Source organism: Rhodococcus sp. NPDC060090, from assembly GCF_042729855.1.
GTDB lineage: Bacteria > Actinomycetota > Actinomycetes > Mycobacteriales > Mycobacteriaceae > Rhodococcus.
Window position 1 is genome coordinate 89,726 of sequence record NZ_JBHWXB010000004.1, and the last position, 24,923, is coordinate 114,648.

At 64.9% G+C, this 24,923-nt stretch carries 28 protein-coding genes; 11 read left to right on the forward strand and 17 right to left on the reverse strand.

The window, feature by feature from the left end:
• Positions 1–13: 13 nt before the first annotated feature.
• Positions 14–1,870, reverse strand: coding sequence for a dynamin family protein (locus tag ACFWCF_RS06915; RefSeq protein ID WP_378558869.1), 1,857 nt, complete (start codon positions 1,868–1,870; stop codon positions 14–16).
• Positions 1,871–1,989: 119 nt separating this feature from the next.
• Here ACFWCF_RS06915 and ACFWCF_RS06920 point away from each other — a divergent pair, with 119 nt between their 5' ends.
• The gene (locus ACFWCF_RS06920; protein WP_378559414.1) at positions 1,990–3,507 is read left to right on the forward strand and encodes a carboxylesterase/lipase family protein; all 1,518 of its coding nucleotides are present in this window, start codon (positions 1,990–1,992) and stop codon (positions 3,505–3,507) included.
• A gap of 61 nt (positions 3,508–3,568) precedes the next feature.
• Here ACFWCF_RS06920 and ACFWCF_RS06925 read toward each other — a convergent pair whose 3' ends face one another.
• From ACFWCF_RS06925 to ACFWCF_RS06935, 3 genes are read right to left on the reverse strand one after another with little or no spacing between them, the layout of a single operon-like run.
• The gene (locus tag ACFWCF_RS06925; protein WP_378489283.1) at positions 3,569–3,895 is read right to left on the reverse strand and encodes a cupin domain-containing protein; all 327 of its coding nucleotides are present in this window, start codon (positions 3,893–3,895) and stop codon (positions 3,569–3,571) included.
• 34 nt (positions 3,896–3,929) lie between these two features.
• Positions 3,930–4,418 (reverse strand): dihydrofolate reductase, encoded by a 489-nt coding sequence (locus ACFWCF_RS06930; RefSeq protein WP_378558872.1) that lies wholly within the window; start codon positions 4,416–4,418, stop codon positions 3,930–3,932.
• A complete protein-coding gene (locus ACFWCF_RS06935; protein ID WP_378489281.1) occupies positions 4,415–5,215 on the reverse strand; it encodes a thymidylate synthase in 801 nt (266 codons plus the stop codon). The genes ACFWCF_RS06930 and ACFWCF_RS06935 overlap by 4 nt, the downstream gene beginning before the upstream one ends.
• Positions 5,216–5,257: 42 nt before the next feature.
• Between ACFWCF_RS06935 and ACFWCF_RS06940 the strand changes: the two genes are divergently transcribed.
• The 4 genes from ACFWCF_RS06940 to ACFWCF_RS06955 are packed head-to-tail and all read left to right on the forward strand — an operon-like array spanning position 5,258 to position 9,525.
• Positions 5,258–6,124: an Fpg/Nei family DNA glycosylase gene (locus tag ACFWCF_RS06940; RefSeq protein WP_378489280.1), complete on the forward strand. Its 867-nt coding sequence runs from the start codon at positions 5,258–5,260 to the stop codon at positions 6,122–6,124.
• Between the two features lie 10 nt (positions 6,125–6,134).
• Positions 6,135–7,184, forward strand: coding sequence for a tellurite resistance/C4-dicarboxylate transporter family protein (locus ACFWCF_RS06945; protein WP_378558875.1), 1,050 nt, complete (start codon positions 6,135–6,137; stop codon positions 7,182–7,184).
• A gap of 44 nt (positions 7,185–7,228) precedes the next feature.
• A complete protein-coding gene (locus ACFWCF_RS06950) occupies positions 7,229–7,870 on the forward strand; it encodes an alpha/beta family hydrolase (RefSeq protein WP_378558878.1) in 642 nt (213 codons plus the stop codon).
• On the forward strand, positions 7,870–9,525 hold the full coding sequence (locus ACFWCF_RS06955) for a GAF domain-containing sensor histidine kinase (RefSeq protein ID WP_378559417.1): 1,656 nt from the start codon (positions 7,870–7,872) through the stop codon (positions 9,523–9,525). The genes ACFWCF_RS06950 and ACFWCF_RS06955 overlap by 1 nt, the downstream gene beginning before the upstream one ends.
• Before the next feature lie 22 nt (positions 9,526–9,547).
• Here the strand turns inward: ACFWCF_RS06955 and ACFWCF_RS06960 are convergent, their stop codons facing one another.
• On the reverse strand, positions 9,548–10,195 hold the full coding sequence (locus ACFWCF_RS06960; protein WP_378558881.1) for a response regulator: 648 nt from the start codon (positions 10,193–10,195) through the stop codon (positions 9,548–9,550).
• 190 nt (positions 10,196–10,385) lie between these two features.
• Between ACFWCF_RS06960 and ACFWCF_RS06965 the strand changes: the two genes are divergently transcribed.
• From ACFWCF_RS06965 to ACFWCF_RS06975, 3 genes are read left to right on the forward strand one after another with little or no spacing between them, the layout of a single operon-like run.
• Positions 10,386–11,309, forward strand: coding sequence for a hypothetical protein (locus tag ACFWCF_RS06965; RefSeq protein ID WP_378558884.1), 924 nt, complete (start codon positions 10,386–10,388; stop codon positions 11,307–11,309).
• Between the two features lie 22 nt (positions 11,310–11,331).
• On the forward strand, positions 11,332–11,601 hold the full coding sequence (locus ACFWCF_RS06970; protein WP_378558887.1) for a hypothetical protein: 270 nt from the start codon (positions 11,332–11,334) through the stop codon (positions 11,599–11,601).
• A 41-nt stretch (positions 11,602–11,642) separates the two neighbouring features.
• Positions 11,643–12,404 carry a DUF3658 domain-containing protein gene (locus ACFWCF_RS06975; RefSeq protein ID WP_378558890.1) on the forward strand — a complete coding sequence of 254 codons (762 nt, stop codon included), beginning with the start codon at positions 11,643–11,645 and terminating at the stop codon, positions 12,402–12,404.
• Positions 12,405–12,461: 57 nt separating this feature from the next.
• On the opposite strand, the gene ACFWCF_RS06980 is transcribed toward ACFWCF_RS06975, so the two are convergent.
• From ACFWCF_RS06980 to ACFWCF_RS06990, 3 genes are all read right to left on the reverse strand, one after another.
• Positions 12,462–12,812 (reverse strand): hypothetical protein, encoded by a 351-nt coding sequence (locus ACFWCF_RS06980; RefSeq protein ID WP_378558893.1) that lies wholly within the window; start codon positions 12,810–12,812, stop codon positions 12,462–12,464.
• Between the two features lie 191 nt (positions 12,813–13,003).
• Positions 13,004–13,630, reverse strand: coding sequence for a histidine phosphatase family protein (locus ACFWCF_RS06985; RefSeq protein WP_378558896.1), 627 nt, complete (start codon positions 13,628–13,630; stop codon positions 13,004–13,006).
• Between the two features lie 187 nt (positions 13,631–13,817).
• Positions 13,818–14,828: a hypothetical protein gene (locus ACFWCF_RS06990; RefSeq protein ID WP_378558898.1), complete on the reverse strand. Its 1,011-nt coding sequence runs from the start codon at positions 14,826–14,828 to the stop codon at positions 13,818–13,820.
• A gap of 120 nt (positions 14,829–14,948) precedes the next feature.
• On the opposite strand from ACFWCF_RS06990, the gene ACFWCF_RS06995 reads away from it, so the two are divergent.
• Complete coding sequence (locus tag ACFWCF_RS06995) at positions 14,949–15,599, forward strand: TetR/AcrR family transcriptional regulator (RefSeq protein ID WP_378558901.1); 651 nt, start codon at positions 14,949–14,951, stop codon at positions 15,597–15,599.
• 26 nt (positions 15,600–15,625) lie between these two features.
• Here ACFWCF_RS06995 and ACFWCF_RS07000 read toward each other — a convergent pair whose 3' ends face one another.
• The 9 genes from ACFWCF_RS07000 to ACFWCF_RS07040 form a co-directional block, all read right to left on the reverse strand.
• Complete coding sequence (locus ACFWCF_RS07000) at positions 15,626–16,390, reverse strand: ABC transporter permease (protein WP_378558903.1); 765 nt, start codon at positions 16,388–16,390, stop codon at positions 15,626–15,628.
• Positions 16,387–17,199 (reverse strand): ABC transporter ATP-binding protein, encoded by an 813-nt coding sequence (locus ACFWCF_RS07005; protein ID WP_378558906.1) that lies wholly within the window; start codon positions 17,197–17,199, stop codon positions 16,387–16,389. The genes ACFWCF_RS07000 and ACFWCF_RS07005 overlap by 4 nt, the downstream gene beginning before the upstream one ends.
• Positions 17,196–17,558 (reverse strand): DUF1048 domain-containing protein, encoded by a 363-nt coding sequence (locus ACFWCF_RS07010; protein ID WP_378558909.1) that lies wholly within the window; start codon positions 17,556–17,558, stop codon positions 17,196–17,198. Before ACFWCF_RS07010 ends, ACFWCF_RS07005 begins: the two co-directional genes overlap by 4 nt.
• Before the next feature lie 2 nt (positions 17,559–17,560).
• Positions 17,561–17,890, reverse strand: coding sequence for a PadR family transcriptional regulator (locus tag ACFWCF_RS07015; RefSeq protein ID WP_378558912.1), 330 nt, complete (start codon positions 17,888–17,890; stop codon positions 17,561–17,563).
• A 382-nt stretch (positions 17,891–18,272) separates the two neighbouring features.
• Complete coding sequence (locus ACFWCF_RS07020; protein ID WP_378558915.1) at positions 18,273–18,449, reverse strand: hypothetical protein; 177 nt, start codon at positions 18,447–18,449, stop codon at positions 18,273–18,275.
• A gap of 324 nt (positions 18,450–18,773) precedes the next feature.
• A complete protein-coding gene (locus tag ACFWCF_RS07025) occupies positions 18,774–20,078 on the reverse strand; it encodes a TerD family protein (RefSeq protein ID WP_378558917.1) in 1,305 nt (434 codons plus the stop codon).
• Between the two features lie 45 nt (positions 20,079–20,123).
• Entirely contained in the window at positions 20,124–21,032 is a 909-nt protein-coding gene (locus ACFWCF_RS07030; protein ID WP_378558920.1) for a universal stress protein, read from the reverse strand.
• A gap of 22 nt (positions 21,033–21,054) precedes the next feature.
• Positions 21,055–22,095, reverse strand: coding sequence for an LLM class F420-dependent oxidoreductase (locus tag ACFWCF_RS07035; RefSeq protein WP_378558923.1), 1,041 nt, complete (start codon positions 22,093–22,095; stop codon positions 21,055–21,057).
• A gap of 65 nt (positions 22,096–22,160) precedes the next feature.
• The gene (locus ACFWCF_RS07040) at positions 22,161–23,069 is read right to left on the reverse strand and encodes a universal stress protein (protein ID WP_378558926.1); all 909 of its coding nucleotides are present in this window, start codon (positions 23,067–23,069) and stop codon (positions 22,161–22,163) included.
• Positions 23,070–23,214: 145 nt separating this feature from the next.
• Here ACFWCF_RS07040 and ACFWCF_RS07045 point away from each other — a divergent pair, with 145 nt between their 5' ends.
• Entirely contained in the window at positions 23,215–23,655 is a 441-nt protein-coding gene (locus ACFWCF_RS07045; protein ID WP_378558928.1) for an RrF2 family transcriptional regulator, read from the forward strand.
• Positions 23,656–23,673: 18 nt separating this feature from the next.
• Entirely contained in the window at positions 23,674–24,900 is a 1,227-nt protein-coding gene (locus tag ACFWCF_RS07050; protein WP_378558931.1) for a globin domain-containing protein, read from the forward strand.
• Positions 24,901–24,923 lie beyond the last annotated feature (23 nt).

Sequence of the window (24,923 nt, forward strand, 5' to 3'; positions counted from 1 at the left end):
CCGCCCTGATACATCAACTCTGTAGCCCTGAACTCAGTGTCCCCGAAGCCTGGGACCCCGCAAGCAGCTTCTCGATCGCGTCGATCCGGTTCTGCACGATCTTCCGGTTCTTCGCCAGCCGCTCGAGGGTCTTCTCTCGGGTCGCGGTGTCGAGCCGGGCCGCTTCCTGCGCTTCCTTCAACTGGCTCTGCAGATCGTCGATCCGGGCCTTGAGGTCGTCGCGGTGGCGCAGCACTATCTCCGGCCGCCCCACCGACAGCGCAGACTCGAGCATGCGTGAACTGCTGGTGCGGGTCGCGGCCAAGGTCTCACGCAACCAGTTGAGCAGGTTGGTCTTTCCCGTCCGCATCGCCTTGTAACCGAGATTGACAGCCACCCACACCACTCCGGCCACGGCACCGACACCGATGACCGCGCCGAGCATCGATGTGCCGATCATGCCCATCGTCAGCACACTCGGGTCGAGCAGTCCCTGACGCTTCGAGCCGACCTCTCCCGCGCTGATGGTGCCCGTCTGCATCCCAGCCCACACGAGTTCGCGGATCTCCGACCACTGCGGTGAATTCGGGCCGAACAGTTCCGCAACGATCGCTTCGAGGCGTTCGAGGAACACCTGTGCCGCCGATTCCATTGCCGCGAGCAGATCGGTCTGCATGTCGGCGGTGAAACTCTGTGCGCTGCGCCGCATCACCTCGAGCGACGACTTGTTGACCCGAGTGGTCCACTGCTGTCTGATCCGGTCGAGTTCCCCGTCGAGATGGGTCAGCGCGGCCTGGCGGGCCAGCGTCAGATCACGAGCGAGGTACTGCTCCCACTGCTGCGACCGATTCTTCAGGTCCTGCAGACGATCGCGTTCCGCGGTGAGATCGGCGGTGGCGGTGGCGCTGTCTTCGACGACCGCGATATCCGAGGCAACCCGTTCATCGACGCGACGAAGCCCCTCGAGGAGGGTGCGAAGCGTATCCGCCTGGGGCAGTTCGGCTCTCTCGTCGAGCAGGACATCGATCTGCTCGCGCAGTTCGATGATGCCCGACGCACGTTCGGCTCGATCCCTCGCAGGACCGGGTGGCATCTGCGCGGCGAGTCCGGCACGCAGGCTCGACACGCCCAGCACCGGTATCTGCCGCTGCAGGTGACGTTCGATCAACATGCGGTCCTCGGCCACGATCGGACGCCACCGTCGCAGGTTCTTGTCGGTCTTGGTGACTGCGACGACCACCGATTCCACCGACGCGGACGCATCGCGCAGGAAATTCATCTCGGGTTCGGTCAGGGGTGTGGAGGCGTCACACACCATCACCAGAACGGAGGCCTGGCGTGCCGACTGGGTCGCGAGCGCCGTGTGAGAGGCGACGAGCCCCCCGGAACCCGGGGTGTCCACGACGACAGCACCGCCGAGCACCGGCCGCGCGATCGCGACGACCGCGCCGGTCGGCAGGTCCTCGATCGTGGGATCGGAGACGCGCGCACCGGTGCTCGTGATCCAGTCCGGGAGTTCGGCGCGGGCGATCGGCACGCTCCGATCGGCGTACAGCAGTTCAGCGGATCCCGGTGGGTGCCGATCGTCGGGCGGAACGAACCGCACCGCTGCGGACGTCGTGGTTTCGACCGCGGACGGCGACGCATCGAGTTCCCCGACGAGCGCGTTGACGAGCGCGCTCTTACCGCGCTGCACCTCACCGACCACGACGACGGTGCGACGCTGCACAGACGCCTTCGATTTGGCCAGGGCGAGGTCGGCCGTGGCGTTGCGGCCGTAGGCGCGCAGCACCTTCACCGACGCCTCTACCAGCACATCCACGTCGACAACCGCAGAACCGCTCGTCGTTGCAGTGGAGTGCGCAGGCTGCGTGGTCCGGGTCCCTGTCACCAACGCCTCCTCTCCTGCATCGGACGCGACATTATCGGACCCGGGAAAACCGGGCATTACCGGACATGTGCGTCCTCCACCGACCCCCGCTGAGACAGGCCGTCACGTAGAGTGCGGAGATCATGTCCGAGACGCTCGTCACAACCCCGGATGGCACCGTCCGCGGAGTCCGCAGCGGCGACCTCCTCGCGTGGCGGGGCATCCCCTACGCCGCGCCTCCGGTCGGTCCGCTGCGACTGCGCGCGCCGCAACCCGTGGAGCCGTGGCCGGGTGTCCTCGATGCGACACGCTTCGGGAACGCCGCGAGCCAACATCCGCGCGGCCTCGTGACAGGCGCAGGCACCCGGGTCACCGCCGGCGAGGACTGCCTGACACTCAACGTGCTCGCCCCGACGGGCAACGTCCACGCGCCACGGCCGGTGATGATGTTCATCCACGGCGGCGCCTTCACCATGGGCACCAGCGCGTTGTCGCTCTACGGCGGCGAATCCCTCGTGCGCGGCGGCGACATCGTGTACGTCTCACTCAACTACCGTCTCGGTGCGCTCGGCTACCTCGACTTCTCCGAATTCTCCGACGCATCGGGGCCTTTCGCTTCCAACCTCGGCCTGCGCGACCAGGTGGCCGCGCTCGAATGGGTTCAGCGCAACATCGCCGCGTTCGGCGGAGACCCCGGCAACGTGACCATCTTCGGTGAGTCCGCGGGCGGCACGTCGGTCACCACCCTCCTCGCGACCCCTGCCGCGCGGGGACTGTTCGCGCGGGCCATCGCGCAGAGCCCCGCGCCGGGACTGGTGAACACCGTCGACCGCAGCCGCGAATGGGGTCGACGCTTCATCGAGCTGCTCGGCGCCGACACAGACTCCGCAGCGAAGGCACTGTCGGACGCAACACCGGCCGAACTGGGTCGTACGGGCTCTCGCGTCGGCGCGTCGGTCCTGCGTTCGACGCCGGGGCTGCATCCGTTCGGTCCGGTCGTCGACGGCGACTACCTGCCGGTTTTTCCGCTCGAGGCGTACGAGAAGGGCACCGCACACGCGGTTCCCCTGATCATCGGCACCAACGACCGCGAGGGCGCGCTGTTTCCGCGGTTCCTCGACGCGCTTCCCACCAACCCGCAGCGAATCGACAAGATGTTCGCGGGCACCGATCCCGACGCGCACGCTCGTGTCACTGCCGCGTATCCCGGTTATCCCTCGGAACGCGCCGCCATCGACCTCGGCGGCGACACCACCTTCTGGTATCCGTCGGTGCAGATCGCGCAGGCCCACGCCCGGCATGCACCGACGTTCACCTACCGCTACGATTTCGCTCCCCGCCTGCTGCGGTGGACGGGCTTCGACGCCACGCACGCAGTCGAATTGTTCGCCGTGTTCGGACAAGCAGATGAACTGCTGGGGAAGCTCCTGACCTCGGCAGGTGGGCGTCGCGATCTGCGGGCGGTCTCCGCATCGGTGCAGCGGCAGTGGTTACAGTTCGCGAAGCACGGCGAGCCCTTGCCGTCGTGGCCGCGCTACGACGAGACCGACCGCGCGACGGTGGTGTTCGACGTGCCGACCCGCGTCGAGCACGATCCTCGAAGCGAACGTCGGCTCGCGTGGGAGGGCTACCGGGGCTACGCCGCCGCACTCGGGTAGACACCGCTCTCGGGTAGCCACTGTTTCTCACACGGACACTGCACTCACATGGACACCGCGCTCACATGGACACGGTGAGGATGAAGACAACATCCTCGAGTGCTTCGACGCTGTGTCGCGCGGCCGGGATGATCAACAGATCTCCCGACGACCCCTTCCACGAATCCTCTCCCGCGATCAGCTGGAGTTGACCGCTGAGGACCTGCAGGGTCGCCTCGCCCGGGCTGTCGTGCTCGCGCAGTTCGCGGCCGGCCTGCAATGCGACGACGGTCTGCCGCAGGCTCTTGGCGTGCCCACCGAAGACGGTGTGCGAGCTGCGTCCGCTGCTCGACGTGGCGGCGAGTTTCAGTTGCTGGCGGGCCAGTGCGGTGAGCGAGAGCTTGTCCATGGTTCGCAGTATGGCGCACCGGAAGACGCGACACTCAGCTTCGGATGTACCTGATCCAGCGGAATCGCGTTCCGGACGTCGACGTCGTCCATTCGCCTGTGTCTGCAGGGGTCCACTCCGGCCCGATCGCCGGCGCGACCGCGTCGCCGTCGACCTCGAGATCGACCTCCGTGACGAGCAAATGCGTCGCATGTTCCATGGCCTGCGCGTAGATCTGGCCACCGCCCATCACGACGACCTCACCGTCGACCGTCTTCAGCGCCTCGTCGACGCTCGACGCGGTGACAGCACCGTCGGCCGCCCACTCGGGATTGCGGGTGATCACGACGTTCCGGCGACCGGGCAGCGGCCGGAATCGTTCCGGCAACGAGTCCCAGGTGAGGCGACCCATCACGACGGGCAGGCCCATCGTCGCGTTCTTGAAGAACGCCATGTCTTCGGGGATGTGCCACGGGATCGCGCCGTCGCGACCGATCACACCACCGTGGGCCTGCGCCCAGATCAGCGTGACGTGGTCGCTCACACCGCCACCGGTGCCTTGATCGCGGGGTGATGCCGATAGTCGACGATCTCGACATCGTCGAAGCGGTAGTCGAAGATCGAGTCGCGCTGCGCCAGCTTCAACGTCGGATACGGGTATGCCTCGCGGGTGAGCTGCTCGGTGACCTGCTCGATGTGGTTGTCGTAGATGTGGCAGTCGCCGCCGGTCCAGATGAACTCGCCCACCTCGAGCCCGGTCTGCTGCGCCACCATGTGGGTGAGCAGCGCGTAGCTGGCGATGTTGAACGGCACGCCGAGGAACATGTCGGCGCTGCGCTGGTACAGCTGGCAGCTGAGCTTGCCGTCGGCGACGTAGAACTGGAAGAACGCGTGGCACGGCATGAGCGCCATGTCGTCGAGGTCCGCGACGTTCCACGCCGAGACGATCATGCGACGCGAATCGGGGTTGTTCCGGATCGTGTCGATGACGCCGGAGATCTGGTCGATGTGCTGCCCGTCGGGTGTCGGCCACGAGCGCCACTGAACGCCGTAGACGGGTCCGAGTTCACCCTCCTCGGATGCCCACTCGTCCCAGATCGTCACTCCGTGTTCCTGCAGCCACTTCACGTTCGAGTCGCCGCGAAGGAACCACAGCAACTCGTACACGATCGACTTGAGGTGGACCTTCTTCGTCGTGATCAAAGGGAAGCCCTGCGCGAGGTCGAAGCGCATCTGGTGTCCGAACAGGCTGCGTGTGCCGGTGCCGGTGCGGTCGGACTTCGGCGTCCCGGTGTCCAGGACCAGGCGCAACAGATCTTCGTACGGCGTCGGGACAGTCACGAACAGCAGTCTAGGCGGAGCTCTACGAAGTAGCCTTACCGCATGCCGGAGCTCCCCGAAGTGGAAGCACTCGCCGTGTTCCTGCGAGAACACGCGCTCGGGTCGGTGGTGGGTCGCATCGACGTCGCGGCGCTCAGCGTGTTGCAGACCGCCGATCCCCCGATCACCGCTCTGCAAGGCCACGATGTCACCGGCGCCCGCCGGTTCGGCAAGTTCCTCTCCGTCGACTGCGGTGACCTGTCGCTGATCACTCACCTGTCGCGGGCCGGGTGGCTGCGGTGGCGGGGCGAGCCGTCGCAGGCACCACCGAAGCTCGGCAAGGGGCCGCTCGCGCTGCGCGTGCACCTGTTCCGCCCCGACGCCTCCACCCCCGCGTTCGATCTCACCGAGGCCGGCACCAAGAAACGCCTGGCGGTCTGGGTCGTCCGCGACCCGGCCCACGTCCGGGGTATCGCGCGGCTCGGGCCGGATGCCCTCGCCGTGACCGCCGACGAGTTCGGCGCACTGCTCGCAGGCAGTACTGCACGGCTGAAGACTCTTCTCGTCGACCAGTCGGTGCTCGCCGGGATCGGCAATGCGTACTCCGACGAGATCCTGCATGTCGCCCGGTTGTCACCCTTCGCCACCGCGTCGCGCCTTACCGGCGAACAGGTCGCTGTGCTCTACGACGCGATGCGCTCGGTCCTCATCGACGCCGTCGACAGGTCGGTGGGCCAGGACGCCGCCCGGCTGAAAGGGGAGAAACGCTCGGGGTTGCGCGTGCATGCCCGGACAGGGCTGCCGTGCCCGATCTGCGGCGACACCGTCCGCGAGGTGTCGTACTCCGAACGGTCCTTCCAGTACTGCCCCACCTGCCAGACCGGCGGGAGGATCCTCGCCGACCGCAGGATGTCGCGGTTGCTGAAGTAAGGTCCCCGACGTGGACTTCTCGACCCGCTCGAGCGCGGCGGTCCGGTCGCTCGCACCCGGTTACTTCGCTCTCGTCATGTCCAGCGGGATCATCTCGATCGGCCTCCATCTCCGCGGATTCGACGTCGCCTCGCTGGCCCTGCTGATCGTCGCGGCCGTCGCCTTCGCAGTACTGGTGGTGTTCTCGACCTGGCGACTCGTGTCGTTCCGAAGTGCCCTGCGCGCGGACATGGCCGATTCGTCGCGGGCGTTCGGGTTCTTCACCTTCATCGCAGGCAGCAACGTGCTGGGTGTGCGCCTGATGATGCAGGGCTGGCATTCGACCGCCGCAGTGCTGCTCGTCGTCGCCGCACTGACCTGGCTGGTCCTCGGATATGTCATTCCGTGGACCGCGGTTCTCGGCACCACGCAGCGCCCCGTGCTCGCCAAGGCCAACGGCACCTGGTTCATCTGGGTGGTGGCCAGCGAATCGGTGGCCATCGCCGCAGCCACGTTGCAGCCCGTCTACCAGGACCTGAACCGGCTGCTGGCTGCGGTCGCGGTCTTCGCCTGGGCAGTGGGTCTGTTCCTGTACGCCGCGGCCGGGATATTCGTCGGCGCACGGATGCTGCAGTATCCGCTGCGCCCCACCGACCTGACCGCACCGTACTGGGTTGCGATGGGTGCCTGTTCGATCACCGTGGTGGCCGGTGCGCGGATCGTCGAGATGAACGACGCACCCATGGTCGATGCCACCCGTGGATTGATCGCCGGCCTCGCCGTGGTGATCTGGGCATTCGCCACGTGGCTGTTCCCCCCGCTGATCGCGGCGGGCTGGTGGCGCCACCGCATCCACCGGGTGCCGTTGACCTACGACTCGTCGCTGTGGTCCATCGTGTTCCCACTCGGCATGTACGCCGTCGCGGGGATCTATCTCGGCCAGGCCGACGACCTGCCACTCGTCGGCGCAGTCGGTGCGGCCGAACTGTGGATTGCGGTGGCGGTGTGGGTGCTCGTCTTCGTCGCGATGCTCCGCCATCTGTGGACGACGCTGCTCGGCCCCCGGGTCCACTCCGGATAGTCGACTTCGGTGGGAGCGCTTCCACCACCGGTTACCGTGTGAGTGTGAGCGTCGAAATGCTGGACACCGACACCGTGCACGGCCACCTGCATGTCCCCGATGGTGAGCCTCGCGGCGCGATCGCGCTCGCCCACGGTGCCGGCGGCAACTGCGACGCGAAGATTCTGCAGCTGATGTGCGACCGGTTCTCCGAACACGGTTTCGTCGCATTGCGCTACGACCTGCCGTTCCGTCGGCGCAATCCCAAGGGTCCGCCGCAGCCGTCCCGCGCCGGGCAGGACCGCGCGGGCGTGGCCGATGCCGCCGCAGCACTGCGCGAACGCTTCACCGGCCCGCTCGTCCTCGGCGGCGTCTCCTACGGCGGCAGGCAGACGTCGATGCTCGTTGCGGAACAACCGGCGCCGGCCGACGCACTGCTGCTGCTGTCCTACCCGCTGCATCCCCCGGGCAAGCCGGAGAAGGCCCGCACCGAACACCTGCCCGACATCACCGTGCCCACCACATTCGTCAGCGGCGCCAGCGATCCTTTCGGGACGCTCGACGAACTGCGCGCAGCGCAGGCATTGATCCCGGCCCCGACCGCACTGGTGGAGGTGACGGGTGCAGGCCACGACCTGAGCCGCGCGAAGATCGACCCGTCCGAGGCCACGGTGTCGTCGATGCTGGAAATTCTGGAGAGCGCATGATGAGAGACGCGATCACAACAGCCATCGATACCCTGCTCACCGATCTCCGCGACGGCACCGGTGACGGTGGCCTGCCCTCCGCCAAGCTGCACAATCTGTTCGAGGCGGTGTTGGTCGTCGGATCCGGCCTCGAACTGGACTCGATGCTCCAGCGCATCGTCCAGAGTGCGATCTCACTGCTGGGCGCACGGTACGGGGCGCTCGGTGTCCGGGCCGCCGACGGCGGGCTGTCCGAATTCGTCTACGAGGGCATCAACCCCGAGCAGCGCAGTCATCTCGGGCATCTGCCCGAGGGCCGAGGCATTCTCGGATTACTGATCAACGATCCGCGTCCGGTGCGGCTGGCGGATCTGTCGAAGCATCCGGCATCCATCGGGTTCCCACCGAATCATCCGCCGATGAAGAGTTTCCTGGGAACCCCGATCATGGTGCGGGGTAAGGTCTTCGGGAGCATCTACCTCACCGAGAAGCTCGGCGCGACGGAGTTCACCGAGGAAGACGGCGTCATTCTCGAGGTGCTCGCGAAGTCTGCGGGCATGGCTATCGACAATGCCCGGTTGTTCGAGAGCGCGTTGACCCGCGAGCGTTGGCTCGCCGCGATGGCCGCCATCAATGCGCGCCTCCTCGTGGGTGGTTCGGTCGACGAAACACTCGACCTGCTCACCGGCCACGTACGCGATCTCACCCGTGGAGCAGGCTCATTCGTCGTGCTCGTCGACGGTGCACACGGCACAGTGCGCGCAGCCTCCCCCATCCCCCCTACACGCGGAGTCCGCATCGATCTGACCGATTCTCCTGTGCTGCACGCCCTGAAGACGCGGCGTGAGGTGCTGACCGACACGCTCGCGGGCTTGCCGTCCGCCGGCGACCGCGACGCAGGCAAGGCCGTTGTGCTGCCACTGTCGGCCACCTCAACCATCACGGGAGTGCTGATCGCGACCCGAGAGAAGGGATCCGACCCGTGGGACGAGGAAGACGTCGCGCGGCTGGATTCGATGGCGAACCTCGCAGCAGTAGCACTCGAATTCGCCGAACAGCAACGCAAGAAGAGACTACTCGACGTCCTCGCCGATCGAGATCGCATCGCACAAGATTTGCACGACAACGTGATTCAACGATTGTTTGCAACCGGAATGAGCCTGCAGAGTGTGCTGGGTCCCGGAACCGACACTGAGCGCGTCACCGACGTGGTTCATCACGCCGTCGAACAACTCGACCGGACTGTCCGCGAGATCCGCACAACCATTTTCGACCTGCACACGACGGGCGCCTCGGCGGGGACCAGCCTCCGGCGGCGACTACTCGACGTCGTCGGCGACCTCAGCATCCACTCGTCCGTCTCACCCAATGTCCAATTCATCGGCCCGATCGACACATTGGTACCCGACCGCATCCACCCTCACGCCGAAGCCGTGCTGCGCGAAGGCCTGAGCAATGCGCTGCGGCACTCGCAATCCGAGAACATCACAGTGTCGGTGACCGCCGAGGACGATTTCAGCATCGAGATCCTCGACGACGGCACCGGGCTCCCCTCCACCGCACGACGAAGCGGGCTGGCCAACCTCGAACGCCGGGCCGCACAATGCGGAGGTGTATTCCTCATCGGCCCCGGCGACAGCGGCGGCACCCGGTTGTCGTGGCGGGCTCCGATCTGAATCACCCTGCAGTTCAGCAATACTAGGACTGCCCCTGCTCCTTGCCCTTACGCAGCTCGGTCGCCAGAACTGCGGCCTGGGTCCGACGCTGCATCCCGAGCTTGGCCAGCAACCGCGATACGTAGTTCTTCACGGTCTTCTCGGCGAGGAACAGCCGCTCGGCGATCTCGCGATTGGTCATGCCCTCGCCGATCAGCTCGAACACCGCCTTCTCCTGATCGGACAGCTCCGCGAGCGGATCCGCGGTCCGCGACGCGCGGATCCGATTCATCAGGGCGGCGGTGGCGCGGCTGTCGAGCAGAGAGCCGCCCTCGCCCACGGTGCGGACCGCCGACACGAGGTCGGTGCCGAGGATCTGCTTGAGAACGAATCCCGACGCACCCGCCATGATTGCGTCGAACAGCGCCTCGTCGTCGGAGTACGACGTCAACATCAGCGCGCGCAACTCAGGCATCCGGGCACGCAACTCCCGACACAATTCGACGCCGTTGCCGTCGGGAAGCCGAACGTCGAGCACTGCGACGTCGGCGCCGCTACCGGGGACCCGGGCCAGCGCCTCCCCCACCGAGGCGGCCTCACCCACGACGGTGAAGTCAGGGACGCTGCTGAGCAGGTCCACCAGTCCACGCCGGACGATCTCGTGGTCGTCGACGAGAAATATGCGGGGCATCGCACGCACCTTTCGTTCTGCTGGTAATGGTGCCATCGTCTCAGCCCGCCCGGACCCCATTCACCACAGGGCCGTTCGACGTCAAGATCGGGACCTTCGCCACCTGTGCCCTTCTGCACCCGTGAGAGAGGCTCGGAGTACACCGGGATATCTGTCCGAGCCCGGTGACGACCGGATTGGGAGGGTGGCGATGACCGTCGATTCCGAAACCTGGTCTCACAGCGATACGGAGATCATTGCGCGGGCCGTCATCGAGGCGCCGTCGGTGCACGACACGCAGCCGTGGAATCTTCGGCTTCCCGGCTCCGCCGCGGAACTCGAGGAACGCCTCGAATTCGCCGAGCCGGGCGCCGATCCCCTACGCCCGGACCGGCTCATCTCGTGCGGTACCGCCGTGGCTCACCTCGAGCTCGCGATGCGCGTCCTCGGCAGGCAGACCCGCACCGACCTGTGTCCGGACCCCGACCGTCCCGCGCTCATCGCGCGTATCGAGACGCTCGGGCCGGCTGTCCCCACGAGCTCGGATCTACGGCTCTACGCTGCAATCTCACATCGCAAGAGCCACCGCGACGCTTTCGCTGACATCCCGGTGCCCGCCGAGACCATCGGCGACGTCGTGTCCGCAGGCGCCGACGTTCCTGGCGTCGGTATCCGTCTACTGGCGTCCGACGAGGCCCCGGCTCTCGCCGACATGCTCACCTACTCCGCCGAGGCCAAACGTCGCAATCCTCACTATCAGCGCGAGATGTTCTCGTGGACATCGCATTGGCAGCCGGAAGGTAACGCCGAGGTCGTCGAGGGCTGGGACGCCACGCTGGACGAGCGCGGCGCCGCGGGCAAGGCCATGATCACCACCGACATACCCGACACTTCGGCCCTTGCCGCCTCGATCGACCGCGAAACCGTCCTGCTGTTCAACGCTCCTTCCACCGACCCGATCGATCTGGTCCGGGTCGGAATGGCCACCGAGCGTGCGTGGCTGGCGGCCGTCGATGCCCGTCTCTCGGCCTCGGTTCTCACCCACCCGCTCCGGATCGGAGACTCCGCCGATCGTCTCGGTACACGACTGGGAATGACCACCCCGCCGCAGCTGATCATGCGGATCGGTTTCTGACTGTGAGGAAGGATCGTCGAAGGTGACGCAAGAACTCACCGCGATCGAACTCGAGGAATCACCGAGTTCCGAGCTGTTCCAGGCTGTTCTGGACATGGCGCAGGCAGCGAAGGCCGGCAACACCTCGGGGTGGCTGGCGGCGCGCTACAGCGGTCTCCCCCTCGAAGACCTCGCCTACACCTGCACGGAAATGCTGGGAATCCTCATCGAGAACAACGCAATCCGTGAGGGTGTGCATCCGGCCGACATGTGGCGTCGCGTGCGCACGGCCGGCGTCGACGAATTCGGCTGACCGGGTCGACAGCTGCGACACAGTCGGGTACGACGGAGCTTATGGCGACGATCCATATTGCGCCCAGCTTCACCGCAGGGGTTGCACTGCACAGGGCGCTGTCCGCTGCCGGCGCCGAGTGCACGATTCTGGCCGACCTCGACGATCTCAGCCACGGGCCGATCGATGCGCAGTCACTGCGCCGCCACTCGTCCGGCCGGCTGTTCAGTCATGTCACCGCGCGCGAGGAGCACTCCCGTCATATCGCGTGGCTACCTGCCTACGGTCGTTGGGATCCACGATTCATCGACCTGGATACCCCCACGGTGTTCTGGTTCGGCAGGAGATCCGCTGAAGAAATGTGCAGCATGCTGTATTTCGCGAGCGCCGCCGAGGGCCGTCCGTGGTCCTTCATCGACGTCACCGAAAGCAACGACCATGGGCACGTCGCCGCCACGAGCCCATCGGAATTGGAGTTGCTCATCGACAGTCAGGTACCGGTGGACGACACGCTGTCCGCCGAACTGGCCGAACGTTGGCGAATTCTTCAACACGAAAACGCGCCGTTTCGGGTACTGACCGGTTCCGCTCTGACATCAGTGCCGGAAGACTACTTCGATCGGCTGTTGCTTCAACACACGCCGACTCTTCCGACACCGATGAGTCGAGTGATTGCTGAAACTATGGGCAGGGCACCGTCAGGGCCAGTAGCTGATTATGTCTTGCGTGGACGCTTGATCGAGTTGATAGCCGAGGGGAAGATCGCAGCAGAGGGCAACCCCAGCACGATGGAATCGTGTCTCTTGTACCGCGTAGGCATATGACTCACCCCATGTGTCGGCTTCGCGGGAAAGAAAGGCGCCGCCCGAGTTCGTCTCGATTCACCCCTGGGAAGTGGCCTCGAGCTTGGTTCCGAACTCGACGATGACGCGGTGGCGTTCGTCGTCACTGAGCAGCACCGACAGCGGCGACAGATTGCGCATCTCCCGACTGGTGTCATCGTCGCTCTCGACGATGACACGGATGCCGTCTATGTCGTTGTCGCGGAGGGTCTTCTCCCAGCGATCCAGGTAGCGATCCATCAACGGACTACGACCCACCTGCCGGCGGGTGGTCTCCAAATTCCGACGCACCGGCTCGGTGTCAACGGAGATACCTTCTCGTATGATCTTGTCCAAGACCGCGGCCTGGAGGAGTTGCTGGCGCAGAGTCTTCGGCGTGACAACAGACATCTGCCTCACCCACTCCAACTAGTAATGTCCGCTCGGACCCTTCCGATGATAAAGGGTGCGTGCAACGGGTTACACAAACGGCGGATTCCAGAATACGTTGCAGCGGCATCAACCGTTATCTTGACAGTTCTGAAGCCGTAGAACTGCGCAAATGCGGAAGGGGTGCCCCGACGCTATCGGACCATCGAAGTCTACGGAATGTGGCCGACGTCCCCGAGAGTATGCAATGTGCGGTTATAAAAATAGTCGTCTTCCTCGAGAATGGTGATGCTCCCAGGCCTGCCTCGGAAAGAGGCGTAAGCACAGGCACTCATCGGCAGTCGTTGCCAAGCCGCAATGACCCAGCTGAGGGAACCACCGTGGGTGACAACAATGAGATCGTCGGAGTTGTCCTGAGTGATGCGGTCGACGGCTCGGTAGACACGGGTAACCCACTCCAGCTTCGTCTCCGCGGCCTCGATCCCTTCGTCGTGGTCCAAACGCTCACCGACACGAGGCGGAGGTGCAAACCGAGAATCGAGCCATGCTTGTGGGCGCCCGCCTGCGACTCCATAAGACTTCTCCCGTAGGTCCCGAAGTAACACCGGTTCGATTCCGAACAAGTCTGCGATGGGACGAGCGGTTTGACGGGCGCGTGCGAGATCCGATGTATACAGCGCGGGCACTCGATCGGTTGGAATGATCTCACGCAACCGTGCTGCAGTGGCACAAGCGTCTTCGACTCCGCGAGCGGTCAGTTCGGAATCGTGCCAGCCACCGACGAGACCTTCGACGTGGTGCATTGCCTCAGTGTGTGTGACGACGTATACGCGTTTCATCCGCTCACTCTTTCATGGCTTGTTCATCTCAGAATCCCTGCAAGCCTTCGGTGCTGGACTTGTGGGGGTGTCCTGATTCCACCTCGGTGCCACGTCGCCCGCGGTTCCGGTGGTGCGCGCCCACCTGTGTTCGATCGAGACATGTACCGGCCGTGACATGCCGTCGAGTGCGGCATCAGAGGCGTCGTCAGTGCGCACGGTAATGCTCGGCCACCGCAGTGAACGCTTCCTTGGGTTCCCACGCCATATCGGGGTACGTCTGCCCGCGGCGCCCTTCGAGGACCTTGACGATCCCGAGGCTGGCAAGGTCGAGATCCTCGCGCGGATCACCGTCGGGACGGTGGGGGTGACTGTGGAGCGCGAAGAGGAACACGAAGGCGCTGTCGACACCCTCCGTGTCGAAGATTTCCAACAGCTCACGCAGATACGTGGCTTGGCCGGCCTCGTCACGTGTGTAGTGCCCATTCAACCGAAGCGGATCACCGTTCTCGTCGTGCTCGACGATCTCCATGCTGCGCGGCGCCAGGTCGCCGGAACCGCGCCAAGTCGCTGTCCCGAATCCGGTGACGGCCAATGGTTTTCCTTGCGCAACCAACGCGCGCACACCGTCGCGGAAGCGGTCCGCGACCTCGGCCGACCGGATCAGCTCGATCGACAGGTAGTCGAAAGGCGCCCAGTCGATCTGCTCGAACTGTATGCAGGCGTAGGTGACCTTTCCCAGGAAGTGTGCGCGCACGATCGGCAACGCTGTACGGAAGAAGTCGTTGAGACGAGCGCTCACATCGGCGAACCGGGCGGGCCTGGCCTCCGGGACTCCGAGTAGGTTGTCCAGTCGCTCCGACGTGCTGTCGCCAGCGATGAATCCCCGGTTCATGATGCTCAGCTCGACACCGGCGACGAACACGACCTCGACTCCTGCGCGTCGGAGCTGTTCGGCCCGCTCGGCGCACTCGGTGAACAGAGCCAGGATCTCATCGGAAGTCAGTTCCAAGGGATAAGGGGAAAACCACACTTCCAGGCCCGACTCGGCGGCACAGCGGGCCGCGAACTCGAGGCGGTCGGGATCACCTCCTGTGATCTGGACGGCGGTGCAGTGCAGATCGTTGCGAATGATGGCGAGTTCGCGCCTGACGACCTCTGGATCGAACTCCTCACGTGAGATCCTGCCTTTCCGGATAAAGCCGGTGTCGTATGTCATTCCCTTGCCCCGCATACGCACTGCTTCCTTCCCCGCTCCGTCGATTCAAAGCCCACAGTACATAAATACTGCGTGCACGCAATATTGCGGGCGCGTACATTCTCCAGTCATGATGGTTCCGTGACGACGAACCAGCTCGGATTACGAGAGCGAAAAAAGCAGAACACCCGCCGGGCATTGCGCGAATCGGCACTGCAGCTGGCTCTCGAACACGGGCCGGAGAACGTACGCGTCGAGGACATCGCCGAGGCAGCCGGTGTCTCGCCCAGGACCTACAACAACTACTTCCCCAGCCGAGAGCACGCGATCGTCGCGGCGGTCACCGCCGAACGCGAAGCGCAAGTCGCAGCGGCAGTTACAGCACAACCTTCGACCACCAGACTTTCCGATGCCATCACCGACGCGATCGTCACCCAGTACACCGACCCAGGCGAAGAACGTCGCGACGCACTACTGCTGATCACCACCCGCCCGGCCCTCCGAGAGGTGTTCCTGGGCTCCACACGTGCCATGGAGCAACCCCTCGCCGACGCCATCGCCGACCGACTCGACGGCGCCGACAGGCGCGCAGCCCACGTACTCGCCGCGAGCGCGGCGGCCGCGGTTCGCATCGCACTCGAGGAGTGGCTACGACCCGCCACCGATGCCCTCGGTACCAGCGGGCTGGTCACGGTGTCCGGCGCGCTTTCCGATGAACTCCGTGCAGCACTGTCCCCCCTCGCGCCGGCATTCGATGCTGCCGAGAGAAGTCGCCCCGACTCGCGGCGGTGAAGGCGGTGTGTGCGCGTCTCTACATCTCAGCGGATCTTGCGGCGGTAGACCGCTCCCGCGGCAACATACGCGGCGATGAGGATACCGACACACCACGCGAGCGCGATCCAGATGTCGTTGCCCACCGGTTGCTGGGCGAACAGATCGCGAATGGTGTTGACGATCGAGGTCACCGGCTGATTCTCCGCGAACCACTGCACCGGGCCGGGCATGGTGTCGGTGGGCACGAACGCCGAACTGACAAACGGCAGGAAGATCAGCGGGTAGGCGAACGCTCCCGCGCCGTCGACGGTCTTCGCGGATAAACCTGCAACCACCGCGACCCAGGTCAACGCCAGTGTGAACAGGCCCAAGATGCCCACCACCGCGAGCCACGCCACCGGGCTCGCACCCGTGCGGAACCCCATCACCACGGCGATTCCGACGACGACCGCGAGGGAGACCATGTTGGCGACCAGCGACGTCAGCACATGCGCCCACAGCGCACTGGAGCGGGCGATCGGCATGGACTGGAACCGTTCGAAGATCCCGCCCTGCATATCCATGAAGAGTCGATAGGAGGTGTAGGCAATACCCGACGCGATCGTGATGAGAAGGATGCCGGGCAGCATGAAGTTCAGGTACGACTCCGAACCGGTGTCGATCGCGCCGCCGAACACGTAGACGAATATCAACATGAGTGCGACCGGGGTGACCGCGGTCGTGATGATGGTGTCCGGGCTGCGCAGGATATGGCGTAGTGAACGGCCTGTCAGCGCGGTGGTGTCGCTGTAGAAGTACGCGGTGGTCATCCTCGCTCCTCCTCGCTCGTGCGATTGTCGTCGGCGGTGTTGGTGCCGACATTGCCGTCGCCACTGGTGATCGCTAGGAAGATCTCTTCGAGGGTGGGCCGTTTCTCGACGTACTCCACGGTCGCGGCCGGCAGCAGTGCCTCGAGTTCGGCCAGGGTGCCGTTGACGATGATCCGGCCCTGGTGCAGGATCGCGATCCGGTCGGCGAGCTGTTCGGCCTCGTCCAGATACTGCGTCGTCAGTAGCACGGTGGTGCCGTTGTCGGCGAGTTCTCGGATCGTCTGCCACACGTCGAGACGTGCCTGAGGGTCGAGGCCGGTGGTCGGTTCGTCGAGGAAGATGACCGGCGGATCCCCGATCAGGCTCATCGCGATGTCGAGGCGTCGGCGCATGCCACCCGAGTACTCGGCTGCTTTCCGGTCTCCCGCGTCGGTGAGCGAGAAGCGAGCGAGGAGGTGGTCGGCGATCGCGCCCGGATTCTCGACGTGGCGCAGTTTCGCGACCAGCACGAGATTCTCTCGCCCACTGAGGATCTCGTCGACGGCCGCGAATTGCCCGGTGAGACTGATCGACTCTCGCACGTCGCCGGCCTGGGTAGCGACGTCGAAGCCGTTGACCGTGGCCGTGCCGGTGTCTGCCCGGAGCAACGTGGACAGGATTTTCACGACAGTGGTCTTGCCCGCCCCGTTCGAGCCGAGCAAGGCGAAGATGCTGCCCCGTGTGACGTCGAAGTCGACCCCGCGCAATACGTGCAGGTCGTTGTACGACTTTTCCAGGTGCTGCACCCGGATCGCGGTCGCCGTGGTCATCGCTGTTGCCGTTCCGCGTCGTCGATGGCCTTGACCAGGCGGGCGCGCTCCTTGTCGATCCACCGCTTGCCGCCGTAGGCCTCGGCGAAGGTTTCCACGAACTCGACCGGGTCCTTTCCGACGATCTCGCGCACCGGCGTACCGTCGACGGCCGCTCGCTCCCAGAGGTCGACGAAGTCGCCCATCATCGCGACGAGGGTCGCACCGTCGGTGATGCTGCCGTGGTGCAAGATATACCGCTGCAAGGCTTTTGCGGCGGCAGCGTACGGTTCCGGAAGGGCGTCAAGGCGCGCCTTGTGTTGTTTGTACTGCTTCTTCTGCTCGAACGATCCGGTGATGGTTTCGATCCAGTTGGTCATGATCACTTCATTCCTTCGTGAAGTTGTTCGATACGTTCCGCCAGGAAGCTCCATGTCTTCCAGAATTCGTCGAGTTCGCGTCGCCCTTGTGGATTGAGCGAGTACACCTTTCGTGGAGGCCCCTTGTCGGATGGGACCTTCTCGACATCGACGATCTTGCGGCGCTCGATCCGGACGAGCAAGGCGTAGATCGTGCCTTCGGCTATATCGACGAAACCGCGCTCTCGCAGGTGCGCTGTGATCTCGTATCCGTACGCGGGCTTCTCGGCAAGAATTGCCAGGACGATGCCTTCGAGCGCGCCCTTGAGCATCTCCGTCATCTGGTTGGCCACTACCCACCTCCCTTCTAGTCAGCGTTACTGACTACCGGTAGAAAGTAACACTGAGTACCGGTAGTCAGCAACACCGAATAGTGGGACGGTCAGCAGATGCCTCCACCACTCCCCTGATCAAAATTCCGCACAGATGATTCTCGGTACCGGAATCCGGAAAGAACTGCGCCGTGGTCAGGTTCGCCGGTAAGACGCCATAGCGAACCGAACAATCGTTCGAGTTGACCCCGATCGCGCCACGTGAGATCATCCCTGCACCGGCCTGAATACAGGTCGACCCCGGCAGGTGCGCTAACACCGAACCGGGGTCTGGGCACACGACAGAAAGAGCTGTCATGCACCGTACGGTGGATTCTATCCACACGCCCTTCAGAGGCGTAAATCAGCAGCGAGCCGCGAGCGCATTCTGCCGCGCCGGCCACCATATCCCCTGCCCGCCGGGGGCTTCACTGACGTCGTAACCTTCGAGCCCCTCGACCTCCAGGTCGAGGGGCTCGAGGTGTTCGCTTCGCTTCGACATGTGCGCGGGCCGTTCCGGTAGCCGCGACACGTCGGGCATTCGTCGCTCATCTCCTCAGGTCCGACGTCAGCGCATCGACGCTGCGTACCGGGGTTCCATTCCCTGGCACGAAACCGACTGGGCGCCAGTATCCTTCGTCTCCACAGCTGGCGGTGGAGCACCCGATCGCGCGGGTCGACACAACCGACCGGGTCCAGTACAAGCCACGCGTCACCTCCGACGTGGGGCCAGAAGTGCTGGCCGAGACGGTCTATCGGGGTATGGCGACCGGGCAGCGTTGGGGAAGGGGCCGAAGGCAAGCTCAGGGACCCGTAGGGTCTCCGCATGGTCAGGCGCAGCCGCCCGCAGGGCGCCCGCTTCTTTCTACTTCGGGCAACTCCCGCTGTACCGGTCGAGACCCAGACCATTGTTCCGCTTCTTGCTCCGACCGGTGGGCCCGCCCTTCGGCTTACGAACCCACCTACTGCTCGAGTCCAACCCGGGCATGCGCTCACTCCCCCGATCGCCGTATCGGGTCTCGCCGTCCACGGTCAGAACGCCGTCCTGGACGTCGATGTGAGCGACCGTCGCCCAGTACGAATCCTTTCCGTTGCCCACGTACACGAGGATCTCGTCGGCGTCCGGGCCGGGCAGACCGTCGCGTCCCGCGCGCCCGTATCGGATTGCGACGCGCGGCTTTCCGAATGTATCGATCGCGCCCGCTCCGTTGTCGACGCTCTGATAGATGTTGACGAGCAGATCCCCATTTTCGTTCGGCAGCACCCGAACCTGTTCGACGGCAGGCTTCTTCCCACGGCCAGGACCTTGACTGTCGCCGTAGTGATGGATGTACGGCCACGTCTGAAGGTCGCCGCGATGTCCGGGATCTCCGCTGATCACGACGTACTTGTCGGTCTCTTCGTCACGACAGTAGAAGTAGACGTCGAGGTCGCCGGTACCGAACTTCTTCACCTTGCCGTTCCGGTCGTAGATCGCACGGCGCCCGTCCCATTCGAGACCGACGGTGAGCACCCAGTTCGGATCGCCCTGGGATTTCCGCAGGTCGATCCGGGCACTCTGGGTGGGTGAGTCCTTGGTGAGTGAGACCTGCACCTTCTCGAAGGAGATCGGACGCTCCGCAGGCGCAGGCGCAGGCGCAGGCGCCGAAGTGTTCACGGGTTCGGGTGACGGTTGGTCGCCCGGGTCGTCGACAGAGATACCGTGATCGGTCGCGAACGCTGCGAGCCCCTCCTGATACCCCTGCCCGATGGCGTCGAGGCGCCACCCGTCACCACGTCGGTACAGCGCGACGACCTGGAGGACTGTTTCGGTCGTCAATCCAGGCGGGGCGAACTCGAGGGCCTGGCCCGGCCCTCGCACTTCGACGCCTACTCCCGGCACATCCCCGAACCTTCGTCCCTGCGCTTCGGTACTCGCGGCGACGAGCACCCGCTGGACGTCTGCAGGCACCTCGGACAGTACGACGACAGCGGAGGTATCGGACGTGAGCTGGACGCCGGGAGCCTTCGGGTTGTTGAAGAACACGAAGTCGTCGTCGCTGCGGACGCGCCCGTTGTCGGCGAGGAGAACAACCATCAGGTCGGCTACGCCCGCTGCTCCAGCTCCGAGGCCGATCTCGTACCGAACATCGGTGAGATCGGTTTTCGAGCCCTTCGATACCGCAACCATTCAGTTCCCTACTCCTACGTCACCTTCGACTGCTGAGGCAGGCGCCTACTCCCCGACCACCTCGGACCGCGCGACCAGCACCGGGCAGTCTGCGGTCTGGATCAGCGCATTGCTGGTGGACCCAAGGAGCAACCCCTTGAATCCTCCGCGCCCGCGCGACCCCACCACGAGAAGCTGTGCGCTCTCGGCATATTCACTGAGCACCCGTACGGGCCTGTCGCGCGCGACGATCCGTTCGACAACAACGTCGGGATACCGCTCGTGGAAGCCGGCCAGGCGTTCGGCGAGCACGATCTCCTCGCCGGTCTGGATGCGGCTCCAGTGCGGGTCTTCGGGGACGGCGCCCAGCGACGGCTGCACGCTCACATCGCTCCACACGTTGACGGCGACGAGGGTCGCGCGCCGTGCGGCAGCCTCTTCGAATGCGACCTCGACGGCCGCCCGACAGGATTCCGACCCGTCCACTCCGACCACGACGGGGCCTTCGGCCGGGGGTGCTCCGTCGAGTGTGCGACCGCGCACGACGACGACGGGAGCCGCGGAGTGGGCGGCCAGGGCCGTCGACACCGATCCCGCGAGCAGGCCCTTGACCTCGCCGAGGCCACGCGACCCGACGACCATTCGGTCGGCGTGTTCGGACAGCTCGATCAGGGTGTTGGTGATCTTGCCCTCGATCTGCTCGGTGCTGATCTCGACCGATCCGTTGTTGTCGTCGACGACCTTCCGCGCGAGCACCCCGGCATTGGCGAGCCGGTCGCGGGCCGTCGCCTTCATCTCCTCGTGGAAGCTCTGCGCGAGGTAGGGCTCCGAGTAGTAGAACGAAGGGACGTGGACGACCGTGACGATGCGCAACGGCAGCGATCGGGCACTTGCCGCGCGGGCCCCCCAGATCACCGCGCCCGAGGCCGCATCGGACCCATCGACCGCGACGACGATCGGCTTGGTCTCGCTCATGTCGGGAACCTTTCTCCGTGAGTCAGCTACAGATATTTCGCATCTGCTCGATCAGACGTACCCGACCGGCGGTGTCGCCGGCGAGCGGGGTCACATTCAGTGTCGTAGCGCCGGCTTCCTCGAAAGCTGCGACACGCTCACGCACGTAGCTTTCGGGGCCGATCAGCGACACGGCGCGCACGAGATCCTCGGGCACTGCCGCGGCCGCCTGCTCCTTCTTGCCGTCCAGGTAGAGCTCCTGGATGAGCGCCGCTTCCTTCTCGAAGCCGTAGCGGACGGCGAGATCGTTGTAGAAGTTCTTGCCCTTGGCGCCCATACCGCCGATGTACAGCGCAAGCATCGGCCGGACCCAGTCGATCATGTGGTCGACGTCGTCGCCGATCGCGAGTGCGACCTGGACGTAGGTCTGCAGTTCACCCAACGCGGGGTCGCGCTTGGCCTTGCCCTTGGCCAGCGCGTCGCCCCACACCTCGGAAACCTTCTCCGGGTAGTAGAAGATGGGCTCCCAGCCCTCGGCGATCTCGGCGGTCAGCTCGACGTTCTTCGGGCCGATCGACGCGATGACCACCGGGATCCGTTCGCGCACAGGCTGGTTGATCAGCTTGAGCGGCTTACCGAGCCCGGTTCCCTTGTCTTCGGGAAGCGGGAGCTGGTAGTACTTGCCCTGGTACTCGACCTTCTCGCGCCGCCACACTTTGCGGCAGATTTCGACGATCTCGCGGGTGCGCCCGAGGGGCGCGTGGTACGGAACGCCGTGGAAGCCTTCGATGACCTGCGGACCCGATGCTCCGATACCCATGACGAAGCGACCGTCGGACACGTAGTCGAGGCCGGCCGCGGTCATCGCGGTCAGCGTGGGCGTGCGGGTGTAGAGCTGGAAGATGCCGGACGCGAGCTCGACTCGCGAGGTCTTGGCGGCGATATAACCGATCTGGCTCACTGCATCGAACGAATAGGCTTCAGGGACGAAGACGATGTCGAGGCCGGCACGCTCGAGGTCGGCGACCTCGGCGACCGTCTCGGCGAATCCGCCACTGTAGTTCAAACCCATTCCGATTCGCATGCACACACCTCAACTCTGCAGCGTGCGGGGCACGCCTGTGGACCGTGTCCCGAACACTACCGTCGTCAGGTTTCGTCCGGACGAACAACCATGACCGGGCAGTGGGCCTCACGCAGGAGCGAGTTGCTCGTGGAACCGAGGACGAGTCCCTTGAATCCGCCTCGGCCTCGGCTGCCGACCACGATCAGCTGCGCGTTTTCGCTCCATGCCTGCAAATGTGTGCGTGGTCCGTCGATGTAGACCTTGCGAACGACGGTGACATCGGGATAGCGCTCACCGTAGCCGGCCAGGCGCTCACCGAGCAGCACGCGCTCGATGTCTTCGAGGGCCTGGGGCTCGAATTCGAGGGGCATCGCCTCGAGACTTCCGACCTTCATGTCGCTCCAGATGTGCACAGCCACGAGGTCGACGCCGCGGAACGATGCCTCCTCGAATGCCGCCGCCAGGGCGTTCTCGCTCAACGGGCTGCCGTCGACTCCGACAACGACGGGTCGACGGTCGGGTTCGGGTGGCGCGTCGCCGCGCACGACGACGACGGGGCATGAAGCGTGGCCGACCACTGCCACCGGCGTCGAACCGAGGAACACTTCGCCGAGACGGCCGCTTCCGGATTCCCCGAGGACGAGCATCCGAGTCTCCTGCGACAATCGGACCAGCCATTTCGCGGTTCCGGTCAGGGCCACCGCGGCGGTGATCTCGAGGCCCGGGGCGCTCTCCTCCGCCAACTGCTCGGCTTCGCCGAGAACGACCTGGGCATCGTCCTCCGCCCACTCGAATATCGAGGAGGACTGAACGAAGGGGGTCGCGGCCCATCCCGTGGTGGCGAAGTCGACCGCGTGTACCAGATGCAGAGACAGTCCGCGCTGGGCGGCGGTGGTCGCGGCCCAGCGGATCGCTCGGGTGGCCGCAGGCGATCCATCCACACCGACCGTCACATTGTTGTGGTCCCGAGGTGTTTCACCGTGAGGTTTCACAAGATCGAGACTAGTCCCTAACGATGTGGTGTGGAATGGACTTTCGTCCCTGTAGCCAGAGACCTAAGCGAGACAACGAGATTCCAACAGCGATCTACGTCACACTAAATTGTCATTCTGGATGCAAATTAACTAACGTGAGGGCATGCAACTCACCCAGTTCACCGATCTCGGACTGAGAGTTGTCATGCACCTGGCCGCATCCCCTGCGGACTACGTACCGAGAACGAAACTCGTTGCCGAGCAGCTACATCTGTCGTATGCACATACGACGAAGGTGGTCGCCCGGCTGAGCGAGCTCGGTGTCGTCACTACCCGTCGCGGACGAGGCGGAGGGCTGGCCATCACCGAACTCGGCCGCACCGCCACCATCGGATGGCTGGCGCGGCAGCTCGAAGGAGACGAGGAAGTGGTCGACTGCGAGGGCTCGAACCCGTGCCCTCTCCGCCACGGCTGCACACTCAGGAAGGCACTGCGCGATGCGCAGGAGGCCTTCTACGCCACGCTCGACGACATCACCGTCGCCGACCTGGCCACATCGAAGATCGAACCGGTCCTGTTGACCCTCACCCAGCCCACACTCTGACAGGAAATGGAGTTCACCATGACTCTCTCGCCCGAATCCAAGGAAGTCATCGCCGCGACACTGCCCGCCGTCGGCGCGGCAATCGGCGATATCACTCCCCTCTTCTACAAGAAGATGTTCGCGGCGCACCCCGAACTCGAGCGCGACCTGTTCAACCGGGGCAACCAGAAGCAGGGTGAGCAGCAGAAGGCACTCGCCGGTTCGATCGCAGCATTCGCCACGCTTCAGCTCGATCCCGATCCCGCCCGCGTCGAAGCGATCCTCTCGCGCATCGCCAACAAGCATGCCTCGCTCGGCATCAAGCCCGACGAGTACTGGATCGTGCACAAGCACCTCTTCGCGGCGATCGTCGAAGTACTGGGTGCCGCAGTCACTCCCGAGGTGGCGAAGGCATGGGACGAGGTGTACTGGCTGATGGCGAATACCCTCATATCCCTCGAGGCAGACCTCTACAAGGCTGCCGGCGTCGAGGTCGGAGAGGTGTGGCGCACCGTGCGTGTCGCCGAGCGTCTATACCAGTCAGCCGACACCGTCTCGTTCGTACTCACCTCACTCGACGGCGCTGCGCTTCCCACTTTCCGTCCAGGACAGTATCTTTCGGTCGGCGTCAAGCTGCCCGACGGCGCCCGCCAGATCCGTCAGTACAGCCTGTCCAATGCCCCGTCGCAGGGCGACTGGCGCATCACCGTCAAGAGCGTGGCCTCTTCCTCCGCTCCCGACGGGACGGTCATTCCCGCTGGTGAGGTCTCGAACTTCCTGTTCCAGAATCTCTTCGAAGGCGATGAACTTCAGGTGACCACGCCGTTCGGCGACCTCGTCCTCACTGATGAGGACGCCCCCCTGTTTCTCGCATCGGCCGGTATCGGCTGCACCCCGATGATCGGCATGCTCTCGCATCTCGCGGAGGTCGGCGATCAGCGCCCGATCTCGGTGTTGCACGCAGACCGGTCCGCAGCCAACCATGCACACCGGCATGAACTCTCGACACTCGTCGGACGGATCCCGTCGGCCGATGTGTACCGCTGGTACGAGGACCTCGGCGCACGTCAGCCGCTCGAGACGATCCGCGTCGGCCGCGCCGACATCACGGACCTGCCGCTCGACCCGAAGACCCACGCCTACCTGTGCGGGCCGCTCCCGTTCATGCTGTCGCTGCGTGAGGCTCTCCTCGAGCGCAACGTACCCGCCGAGAACATCCACTACGAGGTGTTCGGCCCCGACAGCTGGGCACCCGCGGGCGCCTGAACGCGAGTGATCCACTGATGGGC